The 21,042-nt window shown below is 64.7% G+C and carries 22 protein-coding genes; 9 read left to right on the top strand and 13 right to left on the bottom strand.

What is annotated here, in order from left to right; genetic code table 11:
* Positions 1–138 precede the first annotated feature (138 nt).
* On the top strand, positions 139–738 hold the full coding sequence (locus PAF18_RS08345; protein WP_271115297.1) for a uracil-DNA glycosylase family protein: 600 nt from the start codon (positions 139–141) through the stop codon (positions 736–738).
* Positions 725–1,489 (top strand): SseB family protein, encoded by a 765-nt coding sequence (locus tag PAF18_RS08340; RefSeq protein ID WP_271115296.1) that lies wholly within the window; start codon positions 725–727, stop codon positions 1,487–1,489. Before PAF18_RS08345 ends, PAF18_RS08340 begins: the two co-directional genes overlap by 14 nt.
* On the opposite strand, the gene PAF18_RS08335 is transcribed toward PAF18_RS08340, so the two are convergent.
* The 11 genes from PAF18_RS08335 to folK all read right to left on the bottom strand — a co-directional run bounded on the left by PAF18_RS08335 (position 1,486) and on the right by folK (position 14,091).
* A complete protein-coding gene (locus tag PAF18_RS08335) occupies positions 1,486–2,388 on the bottom strand; it encodes a 2-hydroxyacid dehydrogenase (protein WP_271115295.1) in 903 nt (300 codons plus the stop codon). The genes PAF18_RS08340 and PAF18_RS08335 overlap by 4 nt on opposite strands.
* Positions 2,389–2,475: 87 nt before the next feature.
* Complete coding sequence (rodA, locus tag PAF18_RS08330; protein ID WP_271115294.1) at positions 2,476–3,615, bottom strand: rod shape-determining protein RodA; 1,140 nt, start codon at positions 3,613–3,615, stop codon at positions 2,476–2,478.
* Positions 3,615–5,561, bottom strand: a complete 1,947-nt coding sequence (mrdA, locus tag PAF18_RS08325; RefSeq protein WP_271115293.1) for a penicillin-binding protein 2 — start codon at positions 5,559–5,561, stop codon at positions 3,615–3,617. Before mrdA ends, rodA begins: the two co-directional genes overlap by 1 nt.
* Positions 5,561–6,091 carry a rod shape-determining protein MreD gene (locus PAF18_RS08320; RefSeq protein WP_271115292.1) on the bottom strand — a complete coding sequence of 177 codons (531 nt, stop codon included), beginning with the start codon at positions 6,089–6,091 and terminating at the stop codon, positions 5,561–5,563. The genes mrdA and PAF18_RS08320 overlap by 1 nt, the downstream gene beginning before the upstream one ends.
* On the bottom strand, positions 6,088–7,104 hold the full coding sequence (gene mreC, locus PAF18_RS08315; RefSeq protein WP_271115291.1) for a rod shape-determining protein MreC: 1,017 nt from the start codon (positions 7,102–7,104) through the stop codon (positions 6,088–6,090). Before mreC ends, PAF18_RS08320 begins: the two co-directional genes overlap by 4 nt.
* A 15-nt stretch (positions 7,105–7,119) precedes the next feature.
* Positions 7,120–8,154 (bottom strand): rod shape-determining protein, encoded by a 1,035-nt coding sequence (locus tag PAF18_RS08310; RefSeq protein ID WP_271115290.1) that lies wholly within the window; start codon positions 8,152–8,154, stop codon positions 7,120–7,122.
* Between the two features lie 285 nt (positions 8,155–8,439).
* Complete coding sequence (locus PAF18_RS08305; RefSeq protein WP_271115289.1) at positions 8,440–10,002, bottom strand: 2-isopropylmalate synthase; 1,563 nt, start codon at positions 10,000–10,002, stop codon at positions 8,440–8,442.
* A gap of 209 nt (positions 10,003–10,211) precedes the next feature.
* Positions 10,212–10,907, bottom strand: a complete 696-nt coding sequence (locus PAF18_RS08300) for a DUF2062 domain-containing protein (RefSeq protein ID WP_271115288.1) — start codon at positions 10,905–10,907, stop codon at positions 10,212–10,214.
* 41 nt (positions 10,908–10,948) lie between these two features.
* Positions 10,949–13,075: a RelA/SpoT family protein gene (locus PAF18_RS08295; RefSeq protein ID WP_271115287.1), complete on the bottom strand. Its 2,127-nt coding sequence runs from the start codon at positions 13,073–13,075 to the stop codon at positions 10,949–10,951.
* Between the two features lie 18 nt (positions 13,076–13,093).
* Positions 13,094–13,450: a DNA-directed RNA polymerase subunit omega gene (rpoZ, locus tag PAF18_RS08290; RefSeq protein WP_271115286.1), complete on the bottom strand. Its 357-nt coding sequence runs from the start codon at positions 13,448–13,450 to the stop codon at positions 13,094–13,096.
* Between the two features lie 68 nt (positions 13,451–13,518).
* On the bottom strand, positions 13,519–14,091 hold the full coding sequence (gene folK / locus PAF18_RS08285) for a 2-amino-4-hydroxy-6-hydroxymethyldihydropteridine diphosphokinase (RefSeq protein ID WP_271115285.1): 573 nt from the start codon (positions 14,089–14,091) through the stop codon (positions 13,519–13,521).
* A gap of 75 nt (positions 14,092–14,166) precedes the next feature.
* On the opposite strand from folK, the gene PAF18_RS08280 reads away from it, so the two are divergent.
* On the top strand, positions 14,167–14,733 hold the full coding sequence (locus PAF18_RS08280; RefSeq protein WP_271115284.1) for a LabA-like NYN domain-containing protein: 567 nt from the start codon (positions 14,167–14,169) through the stop codon (positions 14,731–14,733).
* A 54-nt stretch (positions 14,734–14,787) separates the two neighbouring features.
* Here PAF18_RS08280 and PAF18_RS08275 read toward each other — a convergent pair whose 3' ends face one another.
* The gene (locus tag PAF18_RS08275; protein ID WP_271115283.1) at positions 14,788–15,969 is read right to left on the bottom strand and encodes a PQQ-dependent sugar dehydrogenase; all 1,182 of its coding nucleotides are present in this window, start codon (positions 15,967–15,969) and stop codon (positions 14,788–14,790) included.
* A 96-nt stretch (positions 15,970–16,065) separates the two neighbouring features.
* On the opposite strand from PAF18_RS08275, the gene ispH reads away from it, so the two are divergent.
* The 4 genes from ispH to rnhA all read left to right on the top strand — a co-directional run bounded on the left by ispH (position 16,066) and on the right by rnhA (position 18,678).
* On the top strand, positions 16,066–17,022 hold the full coding sequence (ispH, locus tag PAF18_RS08270) for a 4-hydroxy-3-methylbut-2-enyl diphosphate reductase (protein ID WP_271115282.1): 957 nt from the start codon (positions 16,066–16,068) through the stop codon (positions 17,020–17,022).
* A gap of 65 nt (positions 17,023–17,087) precedes the next feature.
* Positions 17,088–17,693, top strand: a complete 606-nt coding sequence (locus PAF18_RS08265; RefSeq protein ID WP_271115281.1) for a glutathione S-transferase family protein — start codon at positions 17,088–17,090, stop codon at positions 17,691–17,693.
* 75 nt (positions 17,694–17,768) lie between these two features.
* Entirely contained in the window at positions 17,769–18,203 is a 435-nt protein-coding gene (locus PAF18_RS08260; protein WP_271115280.1) for a DUF3429 domain-containing protein, read from the top strand.
* Positions 18,196–18,678 carry a ribonuclease HI gene (rnhA, locus tag PAF18_RS08255; protein WP_271115279.1) on the top strand — a complete coding sequence of 161 codons (483 nt, stop codon included), beginning with the start codon at positions 18,196–18,198 and terminating at the stop codon, positions 18,676–18,678. Before PAF18_RS08260 ends, rnhA begins: the two co-directional genes overlap by 8 nt.
* Here rnhA and PAF18_RS08250 read toward each other — a convergent pair.
* Positions 18,675–19,196, bottom strand: coding sequence for a YceD family protein (locus tag PAF18_RS08250; RefSeq protein ID WP_271115278.1), 522 nt, complete (start codon positions 19,194–19,196; stop codon positions 18,675–18,677). The genes rnhA and PAF18_RS08250 overlap by 4 nt on opposite strands.
* 123 nt (positions 19,197–19,319) lie before the next feature.
* On the opposite strand from PAF18_RS08250, the gene PAF18_RS08245 reads away from it, so the two are divergent.
* Together PAF18_RS08245 and PAF18_RS08240 are read left to right on the top strand one after the other, a co-directional pair.
* On the top strand, positions 19,320–19,763 hold the full coding sequence (locus PAF18_RS08245; protein ID WP_271115277.1) for an outer membrane protein assembly factor BamE: 444 nt from the start codon (positions 19,320–19,322) through the stop codon (positions 19,761–19,763).
* Positions 19,764–19,824: 61 nt separating this feature from the next.
* Positions 19,825–21,030, top strand: a complete 1,206-nt coding sequence (locus PAF18_RS08240) for an AI-2E family transporter (protein ID WP_271115276.1) — start codon at positions 19,825–19,827, stop codon at positions 21,028–21,030.
* Positions 21,031–21,042 lie beyond the last annotated feature (12 nt).

The following is a 21,042-nucleotide window of genomic DNA, read 5'->3' as shown; positions in this document are numbered from 1 at the left end:
ATCTCCCCCGAAGATGACATGACCGGGCCGGGGCAAGATAGGAAGGAAGCTGCGCGAAGTCCACCGATGGTTGAGCGCATGGTTTACAACCCTTCAGAAGTGCTTTCGCAGCCGCCGGCCTCGCGCTAGCCTGCGACGATGAACGCGACCCGCCAGCTTGCCGACGAAATCCGCCGCTGCCGGATCTGCGCCGACCGGTTTGCCGCCACCAAGACCGGGCACCATCCGCGCCCGGTGGTCTGGTTCGCGCCGGGCGCGCGATTGCTGATCGTCGGGCAGGCCCCCGGCGCGCGGGTTCATGCGAGTGGCAGGCCCTTCGACGATCGCTCTGGCGAAAGGTTGCGCGCGTGGATGGGAATCGACGAGCGGATATTCTATGACCAAGGCCGCATCGCGATCGTGCCGATGGCGTTCTGCTTTCCGGGTTACGACGCGAAGGGTTCCGACCTGCCGCCGCCGCCGATCTGCGCGGCGACATGGCGCGATGCCGTCATGGCACGGCTGCGGCCCCGGCTGATGCTGCTGATCGGCGGCCATGCGCAGCGCTGGCACCTCTGGACGAAGCGCAGCGTGACGGAAACCGTTGCCGGTTGGCGGCAGCATCTTCCCGGCGCGATCCCCTTGCCTCATCCGTCATGGCGCAATACCGGGTGGCTCAGGCGCAATCCGTGGTTCGCAGACGAGCTGCTGCCGGTTTTGCGCGCCCGTGTGCAAGAGGTGCTGAATGACCCCGCTTGATGCGCTGTGCCGCGTGCCGTTTCACGAATTGCCGGATGCCGCGCGGGCGAGGGTGCTGAACCGGCTCGCCGATACAGAGCTGTTCGTTGCGCTTGCCGCCGAGCCCGCGGGCAACAAGGTGACGCTGCGGCTCTTCGATCTCGGCGCAGCCCAGATGGCGGTCGCGGCGGATCTGGAAGAACGTCTCTCGGGATTCTTCGGCGAGCCGGTCGCCTATGCCGCGCTGCCGGGCCGGGCATTGGCGGCGATGCTCTCGGCCCAGCAAATCGGGCTGATGGTCAATTCCGGCGATCCGTCCGAGATGCTGCTCGACGCCGCGACGCTTGGCTGGCTGGCGCAGGCGCTTAATGCCGCGCCCGAAGAACAGGACGCAGCAGCTGCGCGCCTGTCCGCGCCCCGGCCCGAGATGGTCGCGGCGCTTTCCGAGCCGCTGGCCCAGCGTCTTACCGATATGGCGGGCCTGGCCGAGAGCGCGGCGCTTGTCGAGGCGCATTGGCCCGACGGCGCGTCCGGCCATCTGATCGCCGTGTCGGGCGCTTCGGAAGAAGAGCGCCCGCGCATCGCGAAGGCGCTGTCCGAGCTCATGGCCTTTCTGCCGCCACTGCCGGATCGCTGCGATGTCGCGTTCGATCTCGGACTACCCGCCGGCGCGCTGATCTTGAGGCTCGACGAGGCGGAGGCCCCGCCGCGCGGCACCGGTCCGGTGGCACCCGGCAGCGATCCCGACAAGCCGCCCAAGCTGCGCTTCTAATAGCCCCGGCTGCGATCCACGAGATGCAGCGGCGTCTCGCCGCGCATGGCGCGCCGGATATTCTCGGCGGCGACCGGCGCGCCGGTTTCCGGCCGTGTCGCGGCGGCGATATGCGGGGTGACGGTGATGTTGTCATGGGACCAGAACGGGTGATCCTCGGGTAACGGTTCGGTCCGAAACACGTCGAGCACCGCGTGGCGCAGATGACCGCGATCCAGCGCAGCGATCAGGGCCCCGTCGTCGATCAGCGTGCCGCGACCGGGATTGATCAACGCCGCGCCCTCCGGCATCCGCGCAATGGCCTCGGCGTCGAACAGATCGCGCGTGCCTGCGGTATCCGGCAGCAGCAGGATGGCGATGTCGGACCGCGCCAGAGCCGCGTCAAAATCCTGCCCCGCGAGCGCCGGAATGTCGCCCGTGCTCCGGCCCGATGCCGACCAGGTCGCAACATCGAAGCCCAGCCTGCGCAGCGCTTTCGCCACCGCCCCGCCAAGCGCGCCCGCGCCGAACACCGTGACCCGGCGCGCAGAGGCGAGCGGCGGCACGGCCTCGTTGCGCCACCGGCCGTCCTGCGCAAAGCGGTCCATCTCCAGATGCAGCCGCAGCGTCCACCCGGCGCAGAATTCGACCATCCCCTGTTCAAGTGACGGATCGACCATCCGGGCCAGGGGCTGGGTCAGCGTCTCATCGGGGGCGATACGCTCGACCCCGGCCCAGAGGCTCTGCACCAGCTTCGCAGAGGGATAGGCCGCGAAGTCGCAGCCGCCGCCATTCGGCGCATAGATGATCGCATCGACGCTGTCGGCTGCGGCGTCCTGCACCAGCTCCATCTCGGGGCAGGCCTCGCGCAGGGCAGGCGCCCAGACATCCCACCCGTCGGCGGCAAAGAGAACGCGCATCCGGTCTTCCTCCTGCGGTCGGTTGCTGATCCGCACCCTATCCCCGCCCGCGCCGGAGCGAAACCTCCCACCGTGCGGGGCGGGCGGTCAGCGCGGTCGGTGAGTATGGGCCGACTGGACCATGCCGAAGGCCATCAGCAGGATCATCATCGCCGTGCCGCCATAGCTCACCAGCGGCAGAGGCACGCCGACCACCGGCAGCAGCCCCATGACCATGCCCATATTGATCGCGAAGAACAGGAAGAAGGTTCCCGCGATGCCGATGGTCAGCAGGCTGGCAAAGCGGTCGCGATTGGTCAGCGCGGAATACAGGCAGAAGCCGACGATCAGCGCATAAAGCAGCAGAAGCGATCCCGCGCCGATGAAGCCGAACTCCTCGGCGAGCGTGGTGAAGATGAAATCGGTCTCTTTCTCGGGCAGGAAGTTCAGCCGGGATTGCGTGCCCTGCATGAAGCCGCGTCCCGACCATCCGCCGGAACCCAGCGCGATATGCGCCTGGGTGATGTTGTACCCCGCGCCGAGCGGGTCGGATGACGGATCGAGGAATGTGTCGATGCGGCGGAACTGGTAATCATGCAGAAGCTGCCAGCTTGTTCCGCGGCTTTCCAGCACAGTCCAGACCGCGCCGGCCCCGGCGGCGATGACGGCACCGAAATACCACAGGCTGACCCCCGCCGCGAACATCACGATGGCGCCGCCCATCAGCAGCAGAAGCGAGGTGCCCAGATCGGGCTGTTGCAGCACCAGCCCGGTGGGGATCAGGATCAGCACCACCGGCACCAGCACCCAGAACGGATGCGAGACCTTGGACAGGTCCAGCCAGTCGTAATAGGCGGCCAGCACAAGCACGAGCGCGATTTTCATCAGTTCCGAGGGTTGCAGCCTGATCGGACCGAGATCGATCCAGCGCTGCGCACCCATGCCGACATGGCCGAACAGATCCACCGCGATCAGCAAGGCGATACAGCCCAGATAGGCAAAAACGGAAATCCCGCGCCAGAACCATATCGGCACGAAAGCCAGAGCGATCATCGCGACCATGCCCACCGCAAAACGCTCCATCTGCGGGCGGGCCCAAGTGTCGATATCGCCGCCCGCCACCGAATACAGCATCAGGAACCCGACCGAGGCCACAGCCGTCAGCAGAAACACCAGCGGCCAGTTGAGGTAAAAGATCTTGCGCAGCCCGCGCGGCGTTTCGGCAACCTGATAATCGAGATAGCTCATCAGGCTCGCGTGCTCCCGCTGCTGCTTGTGGCGACCGGATTATAAAGCCGCATATTGCGGTGCATCTCTTCGATCCCCGCGCGCTGACCGTCTGGATAAGCGGTGAGCGGAGGCACACCGCCCGCCAGCGCATAAAGCAGAATGTCGCGCGCGATCGGTGCCGCCACAGCCGAGCCGCCACCGCCATGTTCGACCACGACCGACACCGCGTATTTCGGTGCGTCGTAAGGGGCAAAACAGACGAACAGCGCGTGGTCCCGGCGGTTCCACGGAAGCTGGTCGTTGCGGATGACGCCGCGGGCGCGCTCGGCGGCGGTGATGTTGCGGACCTGGCTGGTGCCGGTCTTGCCGGCCATGCGCCACTCCTCTGCCACGATCCGGGACGAACGCGCCGTGCCGCTGCTGCTGTTCATCACCGCATCCATGCCGCGCCGTGCGATGCCGAGGAAATTCTCGGGGATGCCGAGATCGGCGAATTCCGCAACCGGCTCGGGGATGCCATCCACCGCGCGCACGAGCCTTGGCCTGACCTCGCGCCCCGTCGCGACGCGGGCCGACATCACCGCCAGTTGCAGCGGAGAGGCCAGCACGAAGCCTTGACCGATCGAGGCGTTCAGGGAATCCCCGATCACCCAGGATGAGCCATAGCGCTCATGTTTCCAGGCCTTGTCGGGCGCGATGCCTGCGGCGACAGCCGACATGGGCAGCTCGTGCTCGACCCCCATACCCAAGCGGCGCGCCATCGCGGCGATACGGTCGATCCCGACCAGCCGCGCGGTTTCGTAATAGAACACGTCGCAAGAGCGTTGCAGGCTTTCGACCGGATCGACATGGCCATGGCCACCCCGGCTCCAGCAATGGAACTTGCGGCCCGCCACCTCGAGCGCGCCGTTGCAGAAGAAACGAGAGCCGCCATTGATGACCCCGGCCTCGAGCCCGGCCAGAAGCGTCGCCATCTTGAAGGTAGAGCCCGGCGGATAGACGCCCTGCACGGTCTTGTCGGCCAGCGGGCGGTGGTCATGTTCCATCAGCGCCCGGTAATCCGCCGACGAGATCCCGCGCACGAACAGGTTGGGATCGAAGACCGGTGCCGAGGCAATCGCCATGATGTCGCCATTGGTCACATCGATGACCACCGCGGCTGCAGATTCCTCTCCCAGCCGCTGCACGGCATAGTTCTGAAGCCCGGCATCCAGCGTCATCTGAACCGTGGCGCCCTGCTGACCCTCCTGCCGCGACAGCTCTCGCATTTCGCGCCCGGCGGCGTTGACCTCGACCTTCCGCGTGCCGGCCTTGCCGCGCAGGATCGGTTCCAGCTTGCTTTCCACGCCGACCTTGCCGAACTGAAACTCCGGCAGCATCAGCACGGGATCGGGGTCTTCCATCTTCGACAGGTCGTAATCCGACACCCGCCCGACATAGCCAAGCACATGCGCGAAATCGCCGCGCTGCGGATAGACGCGCGACAGCACCGATTCCGGCTGCACGCCAGGCAGGGCAGGGGCGTTCACCGCGATCGAGCTGAACTCGTCCCAGCTCAGATGTTCGCCAATGCTGACCGGGGTGATGGCGCTGCGCTTCGAGATCGTCTCCAGCAATTCGGCGGCTTCCTCGTCCGACATCGCCACCAGACGGCGCAGCTTGGCGACGACGCTGTCTACATCACCGGCCAGTTCGCGGGTGATGGTGGCGCGGTAATTCTGCTCGTTCCCGGCGATGACGCGGCCATTGCGGTCATGGATCAGCCCGCGCACCGGCGGCAGCAGCCGGATCTTGATCGAGTTGCCATCCGCCAGCAGCCGATATTCATCGGCATGCTCGATCTGCATCGAACGCATCCGCCAGGCCAGCGTGCCGATCACCGCTGCCTGCGCCGCGCCCAGCATCACCCCGCGGCGCGAGATCATCCGCGCGCTGTCGATCACATCCTTGGGCGATTTCCGCATTAACGCACCATCATCTCGATTTCTGCGGCGCTCAGCCGCCGCACGCCGATGACATGGATAAAGAGCACCATCACCGGATAGGCGGCCACCGTCGCCAGCCATTGTAGCATGACCGGCCCCAGACCCGGCACCGGCAGCAGGACCAGCATCATCATCAGCCGGTATCCAAGCATCATCAACCCCATCAACAATGCGATCCGCAGCCACTCGAACAAGAAGGCTTGATCGGACCATCTCTGGCTGCGGGGCCGCAGCATCTCGGTGCCGCAGAGCATCACGAAGCTCCACAACCCGAACGGGCGTGACAGCAGGAAATCCCCGGTCAGTGTCAGCGCCACGATGATGATCGCGGGAAGCTGGTCGGGGCGGCGCAGAAGCCAGGCGAAGGTCAGGCACAGCGCCAGATCCGGCCCCGGCAGCCCAGGATCACCGGGGCTGAGCGGCATGAGCCGGAAGAATAGAAAGGCCAGGCCGAGGCCGATATAGACCGAGATCCCGACGAATTTCCGCCGCCTGATCGCCGCGCTCATCGGTCTGCCGCGCCGCTGTCTTGCAGTTGCTGCTGTCGCTCATCGCTGTCACGCATGATGCTTTCGGCAGTGGCGTCCTCGTCGCTGCCTCCGTCGGTCGCGGCACTGGCGGCGGGACGCTCTGCCGGGGCGGCGGGGAATTGCGGGCCGATCATGCCCGGATCGGGCGGCAGGATCAGCGCGCCGCCATCCTCCAGCCGTTCGGCCGGGTGCGAGCGCAGCACGCGCAGGAATTCCAGCCTTCCGTAATCTGCGGCCATGCGCAGCCGCAGCCGGCCCTCGCCATCCTCGACCACCTGACCGACGAGAATATCGGGCGGGAACACACCGCCATCGCCGGAACTCACCACCCGGTCGCCGGGGCGGACATTCTCCGGCCGTTCGATGAAATCCAGCGTCGGCAGGATCGAGTTGTCGCCGTTCAGCAGCGCGTTCTCGTTCGAGGGCTGGATCTGCACCGGGATCCGCGATGAGGGATCGGTCAGCAGCACCACCCGGCTGGTCTGGCTGCCCACACCGGATATCCGCCCGACCAGCCCCAGCCCGTCCATTACGGCCCAGCCATCGACCACCCCGTCGCGGCGCCCGACATTCAGCAACACCGACTGCCTGAACGCGGTGCCGCTGTCGGTCAGCACCACTCCGGTGATCGAGGTCAGCGACGGGTCGAGCTGGACATTGTTCAGCGCCAGAAGCTTGTCATTTTCCTGATTGAGCTGGACGGCGGCTTCCTTCCAGCCCTCCATTTCGCGGAGTTCGCGGCGCAGCTCCTGGTTCTGTTCATAGATGCGGGCATAGCTTTGCAGGCTCGACACCATGCGGGTGATCCGCGTCACCGGCGTCATCGCCCATTCGAAACCCGGCACGAAACGATCCACGAAATCCGAACGCATCGCCTCGGCGCGGGGGCTGTCGATCCGCCAGAACAGGAATAGCAGCAGCAGGAAAAGGGCCAGCAGGCCGATCAGGATCCGGCGGACAGGCGTGGCAAAGTCGTAACCCTTGCGGGCCATCGCGCCGCCTCCGCCTTAGCTGTCGTAATCGATGACGTGGCGCAGCTGCTTTTCATATTCCAGAGCCTTGCCGGTGCCCAGCGCCACGCAGCTCATCGGCTGGTCGGCGATCGAGATCGACAGCCCCGTCTGCTCGCGCAGCGCCAGATCCAGATCGCCCAGCATCGCGCCGCCGCCGGTCAGCATCACGCCCCGGTCGACGATATCCGCCGCAAGATCGGGCGGCGTCGCCTCCAGCGCGACCATCACCGCTTCGCAGATCTGCTGGACGGGTTCGGCCAGGGCCTCGGCCACCATCGCCTGCGTAATCTCCAGCTCGCGCGGGACGCCATTCAGCAGATCGCGCCCGCGCACCGGCAGCGTCGCGCCGCGCCCGTCATCGGGCATCCGCGCGGTGCCGATCGAGGTCTTGACCCGCTCGGACGTCTGATCGCCGATCAGCAGGTTATGGTTGCGGCGCAGATAATTGATGATCGCGTCATCCATCCGGTCGCCGCCGATCCGGACCGAGCGTGCATAGACCACATCGCCCAGCGACAGCACCGCAACCTCGGTGGTGCCGCCGCCGATATCGACCACCATGCTGCCGGTGGGATCGGTGATGGGCATCCCCGCACCGATTGCCGCCGCGATGGGTTCCGCGATCAGCCCCGCCTTGCGGGCGCCCGCCGACAGCACCGACTGGCGGATCGCACGTTTTTCCACCGGAGTCGCGCCATGCGGCACACAGACGATGATCTTGGGCTTCGAGAAAGTGGTCCGCTTGAACACCTTCTTGATGAAATGCTTGATCATTTCTTCGGCGCTGTCGAAATCCGCGATGACGCCTTCGCGCATCGGCCGGATCGCCTCGATGCTGCCCGGGGTGCGGCCCAGCATCAGCTTGGCATCCTCGCCCACCGCCAGAACCTGACGCTTGCCGTCCTTGACGTGATAGGCCACCACCGAGGGCTCGTTCAGGATGATCCCCTTGCCCTTGACGTAGATCAGCGTGTTCGCCGTCCCGAGATCGATTGCAATATCCGTCGAAAACAGCCCGAAGAATGCCATATTGCCTTGTCCTTAATGCCGGGCTTCTCCCGGCCTGGTCTGGTCCGTGACTGCGGCACGAGTCACCCCGAAGCGCAGAATGACGCCTCGTATAGGCCAGCAGCCGCGAGCGCGAAACCCTATTCTTGATTGGCGCCGCAGGGTGCAGCCTCCGGCGGGCACAGCATCGCCGTCGCCGCCGGACGCGCAAGATTATACGGGGAAGCGGTCACGGGCATCGTCGCCCCGGAGGCCGCGAAAATCGCATGGAAGCACCGCCCCGAAGGAGGACGCTCCCATGGGATTTCAGTGCGAATACATGCTGACCTGCTTGGCGTCGGCGCCTTCACCGACCTGGCCGCGGCGGACCCGCAGCCGGTTCAGCGCGCCGACATAGGCCTTGACGCTGGCGAGGATCGTGTCGGTATCCGCCGACTGGCCGGTGGCGATGCGGCCCTCTTCCTCCATGCGCACGGAAACCGTCGCCTGCGCATCGGTTCCCTCCGTCACCGCATGAACCTGATAGAGCTGAAGCACCGCGTTATGCGGATAGATCTGCTTGACCGCGTTGAACACCGCATCCACCGGCCCGTCGCCGGTGGTCGAGGCGGTCTGTTCCTGCCCGTCCACGATCAGCGTCAGATCCGCCGTCTGCCCGTCCGAGCCGCAAACCACGCGCAAATGCTTGACCTGCAAAAAGTCGTCGCCGGTATTCGCGGCGCTGTCCTGCATCAGCGCGACGATGTCTTCGTCGAAGACCTCTTTCTTGCGGTCGGCCAGAGCCTTGAAGCGGACGAACACGTCTTTCAGCTGGTTGTCGCCGACCTCATATCCCAGATCTTTCAGCTTGGAGCGCAGCGCCGCCCGGCCGGAATGCTTGCCCATCGCGATATTGGCAGCATTCAGGCCGATATCGGCGGGTTTCATGATCTCGAATGTCTCGACATTCTTGAGCACGCCGTCCTGATGAATGCCGGATTCATGCAGGAACGCATTCTTGCCGACGATCGCCTTGTTGAACTGCACCGGAAAGCCCGAGACCTGGGCCACACGGCGCGACAGCCCCATGATCTTCGTGGTGTCGATCCCGGTCGAGAAGGGCATGATATCATTGCGCACCCGCATCGCCATCACGACCTCTTCCAGAGCGGTGTTGCCCGCGCGTTCGCCCAACCCGTTGATGGTGCATTCGATCTGTCGTGCACCCGCCTCGACGGCGGCCAGGCTGTTCGCCGTCGCCATGCCCAGATCGTTGTGGCAATGGGTCGCAAAGATCACCTCATCCGCGCCGGGGACCTTTTCGATAAGCATCCGGATCAGCTCGGCGCTTTCCCGCGGCGCGGTATAGCCGACCGTATCGGGAATATTGATCGTGGTGGCGCCGCATTTGATCGCGATTTCCACCACGCGGCACAGGTAATCATGCTCGGTCCGCGTGGCGTCCATCGGCGACCACTGCACATTGTCGCAGAGATTGCGGGCATGGGTCACGGTCTGCTCGATCCGCTCGGCCATCTGGTCCTGATCCAGATTGGGGATCGCGCGATGCAGCGGCGAGGTGCCGATGAAAGTGTGAATGCGCGGGCGCTTTGCGTGTTTCACCGCCTCCCAGCAACGGTCGATATCGGGCAGCTGCGCCCGCGCCAGCCCGCAGATGACGCTGTTCTGGCTTTGCCTGGCGATCTCGGAGACCGCCTTGAAATCGCCTTCCGAGGCGATGGGAAACCCGGCCTCGATGATATCGACATGCATCTCGTCGAGCATGGCGGCGATTTCCAGCTTTTCAGCATGGGACATGGTGGCGCCGGGCGATTGCTCGCCATCGCGCAGGGTGGTGTCGAAGATGAATACGCGGTTTTCGTCGGACATTTCGCTTCTCTGGCTTGAATGGGTCAGGTGCCGGGCACGGGACCGGCTGAGCGGCGGCCCGGCGGGACCCGCTCAGCGCAGCGTAAGAAGCAGCAGACCGCGGAGGTTCACGGCGAAACGCGCGCCATTCTGCGCGTCACGGCTGGGGGCGTTATGTCGCATCCGGGTCATAGCCGTGACTATACAAATGGTTGCGGCGATGAAAACCCCTATTCGTCGCGCCGGGTCGGTTCGGGGCGAGGCGGCAAGGGGGCAGGGCCGGCGCGATGAGATGCCGCCGCCGAGGACGAGGCCGCGTCACGCATCCGCTCGACCCGCTTTGCCAGAACCCGCGCCCGGCGGCGGTGATAGGCGCGGATCACCGGCACTGTCAGGTAATGGGTGGCGACCCCGGCGAGGATGCCAAGAATCGTGCCGCCCACCAGATAGGGCAGAAAGATATCGTCGAAGAAACTGTGCAGCCGGTCCCAATGCGCGCGCTCAGGTCCGAACATGGCATGGATATTGTTCCAGATCTGCGTCGAGGCGTCGGCGAATTCGTTCAGAATCATGCGCGGCGACAGGTTGCCGCGGGTGCCGAGAAGCTCGCGGCCGAGCCAGGTCGCGCTATAGGCGATGAAGGGAAAGGTGATCGGGTTGCCGACAAAGGTCGCCAGCAGCGCCGCCAGGACATTTCCGCCAAGCGCCCAGGCGATCCCCGCCGCGGCCAGGAAATGGAACCCGAATAGTGGGGTGAAGGATACGGCAACGCCCGCCGCCATGCCGCGGCCGATGCGATGCGGCTGATCCGGCAGGCGGCGCAGCCGGTGCAGCACATAGATCCCGGCCCGCCACCACCCGCCGCGCGGATAGATCATCTCGGTCGCCATTTGCGAATAGCTGCGGGGCTTGCGGCGCTTGAACATCTTATTGCCGTGGACTGCTCGTCAGCCGGCTAAACGCGGGGTCATGGGGCAAGTTCCGGGCGCAACAGCCGCGTCACCTGCGCCACGTCCGATTCCGCCTCAAGCGCGGTCAACAGCGCGTGAAGCTGATCCATGCCATGCAGCTCGACCTCGATCTGGAGCCGGTAGAAATCCGGCTTGCGGTCTATGAAGACCAGATCCGAGATATTCGCGCCCTGGCTGCCGATCAGCGTGCAGATCCGTCCCAGGACCCCGGCATCATGGCGGATCGTGGCCGTCAGCGTGACCGGATAGGCGGGCGGGTGGCGCCCCTCGCGCCATTGCAGATCCACCCAGCGTTTCAGGTCTTCCTCATTGTCGAGACCGGCCAGAACCGGGCAGTCGATGGAATGGATGATGACGCCGCGCCCGCGATAGGTGATGCCGACGATCCGCTCGCCCGGCAGGGGCTGGCAGCAGGTCGCGCGGCTCAGGGACTGATCCGCTTCCAGCCCTGCAACAGGGCGCTTGGGATCGACGGTTTCCTTACGTTCGCCCAGTTCGGGGTAAAGCGTGGCCAGAACCTCCTGCGCCGACAGTTCCGCGCAGCCGATCCGGGCCAGAAGCTCATCCGCATCGGGCAGGGCCAGCTTAGAGGCGGCAGTGCGCAGCGCCTTGTCGGTCACGCGCCGCCCGTGATGATCGAAGCTGATCCGCACCAGCTCGGCCCCCAGCCGGATCAGCCGGGCGCGGTCTTCCTCGCGCAGGCTGCGGCGGATGGCGGATTTCGCCCGCCCGGTCTGCACTATTTCCAGCCACGCCGCCTGCGGGCGCTGGCCGGCGGCGGTGATGATCTCGACCAGCTGACCGTTCTTGAGCCGCGTCCAGAGCGGCACGCGGATGCCATCGACCTTCGCGCCGACCGTGGAATTTCCGATCCGCGTGTGGATCGCATAGGCGAAGTCGATCGGGGTTGCCCCCTTGGGAAGCTGGATCACATCGCCCTTGGGGGTGAAGATGAAGACCTGGTCGGAATACATCTCGAGCTTCACATGTTCGAGAAACTCGTCGTGATCCTCGCCACCCAGCCGTTCGTTCAGCTGCGCGATCCACTCGGCCGGGTCGACCGCAAAGGGGTTGGTCGAGCGCACGCCGTCGCGATAGGCCCAATGCGCGGCGACCCCGGCCTCGGCCACCTCATGCATCTGGCGGGTGCGGATCTGCACCTCGACCCGCTTGCCGTCGCGCCCGGTCACCGTGGTATGGATCGAGCGATAGCCGTTGGCCTTGGGCTGGCTGATATAATCCTTGAACCGCCCCGGCACTGCCCGCCAGCGACGATGGATCAGGCCAAGCGCGCGGTAGCATTCGCTTTCCGTGCCGACGATCACCCGGAAGCCGTAGATATCCGACAGCCGCGAGAAGGTGAGCTGCTTTTCCTGCATCTTGCGCCAGACGCTGAACGGGCGCTTGGCGCGGCCATAGACATTGGCCTCGATCCCCTCGCGGTCGAGCTCGGTGCGGATATCGGCGGTGATCTTGGCGATCACATCGCCGGATTCCTTCTGCAGCGTCAGGAAGCGCCGTATGATGGAATTGCGGGCCTCGGGATTGATGACCTTGAAGGCCAGATCCTCCAGCTCCTCGCGCATCCACTGCATCCCCATGCGCCCGGCGAGAGGTGCATAGATATCCATCGTCTCGCGCGCCTTTTTGGCCTGTTTCTCGGGCCGCATGGCGCGGATCGTGCGCATATTGTGCAGACGGTCGGCCAGTTTCACCAGGATCACGCGAAGATCGCGCGTCATCGCCATGAAAAGCTTGCGAAAATTCTCGGCCTGCTTCGAGTGGCTGCCCGAGAGCTGGAGATTGGTCAGCTTGGTGACGCCATCGACCAGATCGGCAATGTCGCGGCCGAATTTCTCGGCCACCTCGGACCAGGTCGAACGGGTATCCTCGATCGTGTCGTGCAGAAGCGCCGTCACCAGCGTTGCATCGTCGAGCCGCATCTCGGTGAGAATGGCGGCGACGGCAACAGGATGGGTGAAATAGGGTTCGCCGGAATGACGGAACTGGCCATCATGCATCCGCTGACCATAGCTGAAGGCCCGGCGGATCAGATCTTCGTCGGTGCGCGGATTATAGTTGCGGATCAGCGCGAGAAGGTCTTCGACGTCGAATTTTTCCACTCGAAGACCCCGTTACTGTCAGCCGCGCTCGTTCGCTTCCAGCATCATCCGCAGCATCTTTTCTTCGGATTCTTCGTCGGCGGGCTTGGGACGCTCGACCTCGGCCCCGAGGATCAGCGCCATCGCATCCTCTTCGGGCTCGTCAACCTCGATCTGGGTCTGATTGCCCTCGATCATGCGCTCTCGCAGCTCGTCGACCTGCTGGGTTTCATCCGCGATTTCGCGCAGGGCGACGACGGGGTTCTTGTCGTTGTCACGCTCGACGGTGAGCGGGCTGCCGGTTGCGATCTCGCGGGCGCGATGGGCCGAGAGCATCACCAGGTCGAAGCGGTTTGGAACCTTGTCAACGCAGTCTTCGACGGTCACGCGAGCCATGAATCACCTATCGGTTCGAATCAGTTACAGAGGCGGAAAACGCTTTGTGATCAGAAGGGCCACCAATGTCAAGCAAAAGCCCGGATTTCGGCGCGTGCAGCGGCGGGCAGGGCGGCCAGCATCTGTCGCACCGTCAGCCCGCTGCGCGGATGCCGCCAGCCGGGCGCGATATCGGCCAGCGGGACCAGCACGAAACCGCGATCCTGAATGCGCGGATGCGGCAGGATCATCCGATCCGGCGTTTCAACCCGCTGTCGCTCGGGCGAAAGACGCCTCCATTTGTCAAATGTCTGTGTGTCAGGAGTTACCATTTCGCCTCTCGCGAGCAAATCGAGATCGATTCCACGCGCGCTCCAACGCCCGTTTTCCCGCGTCCGGCCAAGCCGCGCCTCGATCGAATGAAGATTTTCCAGCAAATCGGCAGGATCGATGCAGCTCTGTAAGCCAGCGCAACAATTGACAAATTCCGGACCGCTACCGGCCGGAAAGGCAGGGGTCCTGTAAAAACGTGAGACGGATTTAAGCTGGACGCCGTCAATGGCCGATATCAACCTAATGGCGAATCGAATTGTCTGCTCCGGCGAACCTGCCAAAGAAGACAAGTTTGCCCCAAGAGCGATGAGCGATAATTTGGTCGGCATTCTGGTTTCGACTGTCGTTTCCAGCAGTTGCAATTATCATTTGACGCACCGCAAGAGGCGTGTCGAGGAGATTACGTGTTCTATAAAGACGATCGGCTGGCGCTGTTCATTGATGGTGCTAATCTTTACGCCGCCGCCAAGTCCCTCGGGTTTGACATTGATTACAAGCTGTTACGGCAGGAATTTGAGCGCCGCGGAAAGCTGCTTCGCGCTTATTACTACACCGCGTTGCTGGAGAATGAAGAATATTCTCCCATCCGTCCGCTTGTCGACTGGCTGCAATATAACGGCTTCGCCCTCGTGACGAAGGCCGCAAAGGAATACACCGATGCCGTCGGGCGCCGGAAGATCAAGGGCAACATGGATATCGAGCTGACCGTGGACGCGATGGAACTCGCGCCGCGGTTGGATCACGCCGTGCTGTTCTCGGGCGACGGGGATTTCCGCCCGCTCGTCGATGCGTTGCAGCGTCAGGGGGTGCGGGTGTCGGTGGTGTCGACCACGCGCAGCCAGCCGCCCATGATCGCCGACGAGCTTCGCCGTCAGGCCGATAATTTCATCGAGCTGGATGCGCTGCGCGAGGTGATCGGCCGACCTCCGCGCGAATATGCGCCGCGCGAGGAGCAGACCGTAGAAACCTGAGAACGCACAGAAATCGGCGTTTCAGGGGCCGGATGCGGGCCGGCCCCTTCGTGTTCAGCCTTCGGGCGACAGGCGGTAAAGCCCGCCATCATCTTCGTCCGTCACCACCCACAGCGTGCCGTCCGGTGCTTCCTGTACGTCGCGGATGCGGCCGATGCCGGGTTCGAAACGTTCTTCCCCGGTAACGCGGTCGCCCTCGATGGTCAGCCGTACCAAGGCAGGCGGGTTCATTGCCCCGATCAGCAGATCGCCCTGCCAGCCGCTGAACAGATTGCCCTGATAGAATTCGGCCCCCGACGGCGCGATCACCGGGTCCCAGTAATAGATCGGCTCGGCGAAGCCCTCTTTCGAGGACTCGCCGCTGCCGACCCGCGTGCCGTCGTAATTATAGCCGTAAGAGACGGTGGGCCAGCCGTAATTCTCACCCGATTGCGGCTTGTTGACCTCGTCGCCGCCAAGCGGGCCATGCTCGATGGTCCAAAGCTCGCCGTTGCCGTCCAGCGTCGCCGCCTGCACGTTGCGCAGCCCGCTGGCATAGATCTCGGGCAGCGCCTGCTGTCCGTCGGAATAGGGGTTATCCGAGGGAATATTCCCGTCCGGCGTGATGCGGATCAGCTTGCCCAGATGGTTCTGCATATCCTGCGCCGTGTCGCGGATCGGCACGTCGGAACGCTCGCCAAGGGTGATGAACAGCGTCCCGTCGGGCGCCGGCACGATGCGACTGCCAAAATGCTTGTCGCCGTCATAGGTCGGTGTCTGGCGGAAAATCACCTGCACATCGCTGACCGACATGCCGTCCTCGGCCAGCACCATGCGCGCGACCGAGGTGCCATTGCCGCCATCGCGCGGTTCAGCATAGCTGAGGAAAATAACACGGTTATCCGCGAAATCCGGCGAGAGCGCCACGTCCAGAAGACCGCCCTGGCCGCCGGCCGAAACCTCCGGGATGCCCGTGACGTCATGCACCTCGCTGCCGGTATAATATTTCAGCCGCCCGGGCCGTTCGGTGATCAATGCGCCGCCATCGGGCAGCAGCTCGACCGCCCAGGGATGGACGAGACCCTGCACGACAGGTTCGGATTTCAGGGTGATGCCGCTGTCCATCGCCTCGGCCCGCGTCTGCTCGGGGAAGGCGGGCTGGAAATCGGTGTTCGGCTCGCCCTGTGGCCAGGGCGCGGCAGAGGCGCCGCTGGCGATCAGAACAGCGGTGGCGGTGGTGAGGATTGGATGGGTCACGTCACAACTCCTTTTCGTTGGCGTTCCTGATCACAACGCAGGGCCCGCGCTACGGGTCCACTGGATTTTCCCGCGTCGGCAGGTTACGTCCCGCCTATGGACAACGCGCTTCCCCCCCTGACCCTCTATCTTGCCGCGCCTCGCGGCTTTTGCGCCGGTGTGGACCGGGCGATCAAGATCGTCGAGATGGCGCTGCAGAAATGGGGCGCGCCGGTCTATGTGCGTCACGAAATCGTGCATAACAAATTCGTGGTCGACAGCCTGCGCGAGAAGGGCGCGGTCTTTGTCGAAGAGCTGGATGAATGCCCCGATGACCGCCCGGTCATCTTTTCGGCTCATGGCGTGCCGAAGGCCGTCCCAGCCGAGGCGCAGCGGCGCGAGATGATCTATGTCGATGCGACCTGTCCGCTGGTCAGCAAGGTCCATGTCGAGGCCGAGCGCCACCATGCCGACGGGCTGCAAATGGTGATGATCGGCCATGCCGGCCACCCCGAGGTGCTTGGTACGATGGGCCAGTTGCCGCCCGGCGAGGTTCTGCTGGTCGAAACCGTCGAGGACGTGGCCGGGATCGAACCGCGCGATCCCGAGCGGCTGGCTTTCATCACCCAGACCACGCTTTCGGTCGATGACACCGCGGCCATCGTCCGGGCGCTTCAGGCGCGGTTCCCCTCGATCATCGGGCCGGCCAAGGAAGACATCTGCTATGCCACCACCAACCGTCAGGCGGCGGTCAAGGAAGTCGCGCCCAGGATCGACGCGCTGTTGGTGATCGGGGCGCCGAACTCGTCCAACTCGCGCCGTCTGGTCGAAGTCGGAAAGGCGGCGGGCTGCGACTATGCCCAGCTGGTCATGCGCGCCGACCAGATCGACTGGCGGGCGATGGAAGGGGTCCGCTCGGTCGGCGTCACCGCCGGGGCGAGCGCGCCGGAAGTGCTGGTGAACGAGGTGATCGACGCCTTCCGCGACCGCTTCGATGTCGACGTGCAGATCGTTGAAACCGCGCAGGAAAATGTCGAATTCAAGGTGCCCCGCATTCTGCGTCAACCTGGCTGAGCCGCCGGACCGGGGGCGCGTCGCCCCCCGGAGCCCCCAGAGGATATTTGCGTCAGGATGAAGCGATGAAACTCTATTCGATGCCGTCCTCCGGCAATTCCTACAAGGTGCGGCTGTTGCTCTCGTTGCTGGGCCGCGAGATCGAGATCGTCGATGTCGAGGACAGCTCGACCGAGATCCTCGAGGCGAAGGCGCAGGGGCGGCTGCCCTTTGGCAAGGCTCCGGTGCTGGAGCTGGAGGGCGGGCGGCTGTTGCCCGAATCGAATGCGATCCTCTGCTATCTGGGTGAGGGAAGCGCGTTCATGCCCGAGGATGGGTTTGCCCGTGCCCAGATGCTGGGCTGGATGTTCTGGGAACAGAACGCGCATGAGGGTGTCATCGCCGTGCGTGCCGCGTTGCAAAGCTATAAGAACCGCCGCCATCTGGCCACGCCCGAACGGATGGCCGAGTTGCTGGAGCGAGGCCACGCGCTGTTGCAGGTCATGGAGGACCGGCTTTCGGCGCATGACTGGCTGGCGGGCGATGCGGTGAGCCTCGCCGATCTCTGTCTTTACGGCTACACCCATAGCGCAGGAAGCAAGGGCGGGTTTGACATGGCGCGGTTTCCCGGCATCAATCGCTGGATTGCGCGCGTCGCCGCGCTGCCGGGTTATAAGGGGCTTGCCGCATGAGCCGGGACGATCTGCTGACCGCCTCCTTCACCTGCCGCGCCGCGGCGCGGGGCTGAGCCGTAGGAGACCGAGCCGATGCAAATTCCCGCCATCCCCCTGATTCTCGGCCTTGCCGGCACGCTGCCCTTTCTCGGCGCGGCGCTTTCGTTGTGGCTGGGGACGCGGCTCGTGCCCTTCTCGCCCGCGCCGGTTTCGGTGGCGATCATCTATGGCCAGATCATCCTGTCCTTCATGTCGGGCGTCATCTGGGGATTCGCCGCCAAGGCCAGTGGCGCGCGGGCGATGGTGGGCTATGTGCTGTCGGTGATCCCGGCGCTCTGGGTGCTGTTCACCGCTTGGGCGGACCCGGCGGAAGTGATCTGGTCCCTGATGGCAGGCTTTGCCGCGCTGTTGCTGATCGACGCGCTGTTCTGGTCCTGGGGGCTCGCGCCCCGCTGGTGGATGCGGCTGCGCCTGCTGCTGAGCGGCATCGTCATTGCGGCGCTGATCGTGGTGCTGCTGCATGTCTGATCTCTATGCCTGGACCGACGGCGCCTGTTCGGGCAATCCCGGCCCCGGAGGCTGGGGCGTGCTGATGCGCGCAATGCGCGGCGACGAGGTGGTGAAAGAGCGCGAGCTTAAGGGCGGCGAGCCGGACACCACCAATAACCGGATGGAGCTGATGGCCGCGATCGCCGCGCTCGAGGCGCTGACAAGGCCATCGGACATCACCATCACCACCGATTCGGCCTATGTGAAGAACGGCGTGACCGGCTGGATCCACGGCTGGAAGAAGAACGGCTGGAAGACGGCCGCGAAGAAGCCGGTGAAGAATGTCGATCTGTGGCAGAGGCTGGATGCCGCGCAGACACGGCATCGGGTCCGCTGGGAATGGATCAAGGGCCATGCCGGCCATGCCGAGAACGAACGCGCCGACGAGCTGGCGCGCGCCGGGATGAAGCCTTTCAAACCGCGCGAAAGCGCCGGTGACGCGGCGTCGGGCTAGTCGTTTTTTTTCATCATCTCGGCCAGCCCGGCAAAGGGTTTTGGCCGTTCGTCCTCTGCATCGTCATCGTCGGTCGCGGTGTCGGGAAGCTCGGCGCCCGCGGCACGCGGATGCGTCGGAAGCGTCAGCGACAACGCCTCGATGGCGATCGCGCCGAGGTCGATCGACTGTCCGAGAGGTTCGATCGTGTCGTCGCCCATCTCGATCTCGTCTTCCTCCGGCGCGGTCACATGGGGCGAAAAGATCAGCGCGACCTCCTCGGAGATCTCGCTTTGCACCGGCTCCAGCGTGACCACGCAGGGCTGAACCACGGTGGCGCTGAGCGTGCCGTTCAACGCCCATTCGTCCGCGCCCGAGGCACGTATCGCGCCGGTGAACCGCATCCGGGGCAGTTCCAGCAATTCCAGCCTGCCGGCGATGCGGTTGCGGGCGTCGGCGTCGGGTTCGAGATCGAACGCATTGTCGCGGCTTGGCGACAGATGCGCCACCCGCAGCCTTTCCGAAAGAGGGTTGCGCATATCACGGGCCTTTCCAATGGATTGAGACCACGGGCAGTGATCTTCTTGAGCGGGCTGTCCGAGTTTGCTAAGCCATGCGAGCGGCGTCAACCGGCGGCGCGTGTCAAGCGGGAAAGACCAGTTATGAAATTGTTGATCCGCAGCATGTTTGTGTTCACGACGCTGCTCATCACCGCTTGTTCCCCGGTCTATCGGAATCACGGCTATATCCCGCCCGCCGAGGATCTGGCGCTCGTCCAGCCCGGTCAGACAAGCCGGCTCGAACTGGACAGCCTGATCGGGCGGCCCACCGCCGAAGGGCTGCTGCAAGGCTCCGGCTGGTACTACGTCGGCTCGCGCTGGCGTCACTATGGTCCGCTTCAGCCGCAGGAGATCAGCCGCGAAGTCGTGGCGATCAGCTTTGCTCCTGACGGTGTCGTCACCAATGTCGAACGGTTTGGGCTCGAAGACGGGCGCGTTGTGGTGCTGTCGCGCCGCGTGACAGATTCGAATGTCACTTCGGTGGGGCTGATCCGCCAGATCGTCGGCAATATCGGCAATTTCAACCCCGGATCGGTTCTCGACTGATCCGCCCGGCACGGCGTTCGCACGGCGCCGCAGCCGCCGCGACCGCCGACAGGAGCCCGCCATGCCCGCCCCGCGCCAGATGCCGCCCCGTGATGAGGATGACGGCGCGCTGCGCATCTCGCGCCGCCCGGTGCCGGTGCCGACGATTTTGACCACTTTCGCCGTGGCGCTGACGTTGGCGCTGCTGTGGAAATTATCCTTCGTGCTGTTGATGGGCTTCGCCGCGATCCTTCTCGGCATCGCTCTGCGCAAGACCGCGAATTATCTGATGCGTTATCTGCACCTCTCGTCAGGCGTGGCGGTGCTTGTGGTCCTGGCCGTTGCGCTGCTGGCCTTCGGATTGCTGGCAATGATTGCCGGGCCGCAGATCACCCAGCAGATGCGCCAGCTTTTCGCCGCCATTCCGCAGGCCTGGTCGCAGGTGATGGACTGGCTCAACAGCTCGGCCATCGGAAATTTCCTGCTCGAACGCGCCCCGCCCCCTGCCGATGCCGCCATCGAAGGCGGGCAGGGCGGCAGCCCGGCTGGCGGTGCAGGCTCTGGCTCTGGCAGCAGCGGCATGGGCCCTTTCGCCGGCTCGGTGATGAGCGTCTTCGGAGTGCTGCGGGGCACCGTGAACGCAGTGATCGGCGGCATCGCCAATTTGGTGCTGATCATCACCGTGGCGATTTTTCTGGCGCTGCACCCTCAGCCCTATATCCATGGCTTGCTGCGCCTGGTGCCCATCGTCCATCGCGACCACGCCGCCGAGATCCTGCGCGAGATCGGCGACAAGCTGTGGAGCTGGCTCGCCGGGCAGTCGCTGGACATGCTGATCGTCGCCGTTCTGACCGGCGGCGGGCTGTGGCTGCTTGATATTCCGCTGGCGCTCGTGCTCGGCATCATTGCCGGGCTGACCAACGCCATCCCCTTTATCGGCCCGTTTCTCTCGGGCGTGCCGGCGGTGCTGTTCTCGCTGACCCAGGGGCCGCGCGATGCGTTCTATGTGCTGCTGCTCTTCATCGCCATTCAGCAGCTTGAGGGTAATGTCATCATGCCGCTGATCCAGCGGCGCGCGGCGGGGCTGCCGCCGGTGATGACGATTTTCGGCGTGATCGTGTTCGGCGTGCTGTTCGGCCTGCCGGGCATCCTTGTCGCCGCGCCGCTGATGGTGGTGGCGATGGTGCTGGTACAGCGGCTCTATATCGAGGGCGTGCTCGGCGACGATCTGCCCGATCACGTGCCGGACGACAAGCCGGAGGACGGCGACGGCGCGGCGCAGGGCTAAAACCGCGCCGCG

The organism is Paracoccus sediminicola (assembly GCF_027912835.1).
Classification (GTDB): Bacteria; Pseudomonadota; Alphaproteobacteria; order Rhodobacterales; family Rhodobacteraceae; genus Paracoccus; species Paracoccus sediminicola.
The sequence above is the reverse complement of the archived record's forward strand: the minus strand, read 5'-3'. Positions and strand labels throughout refer to the sequence as shown.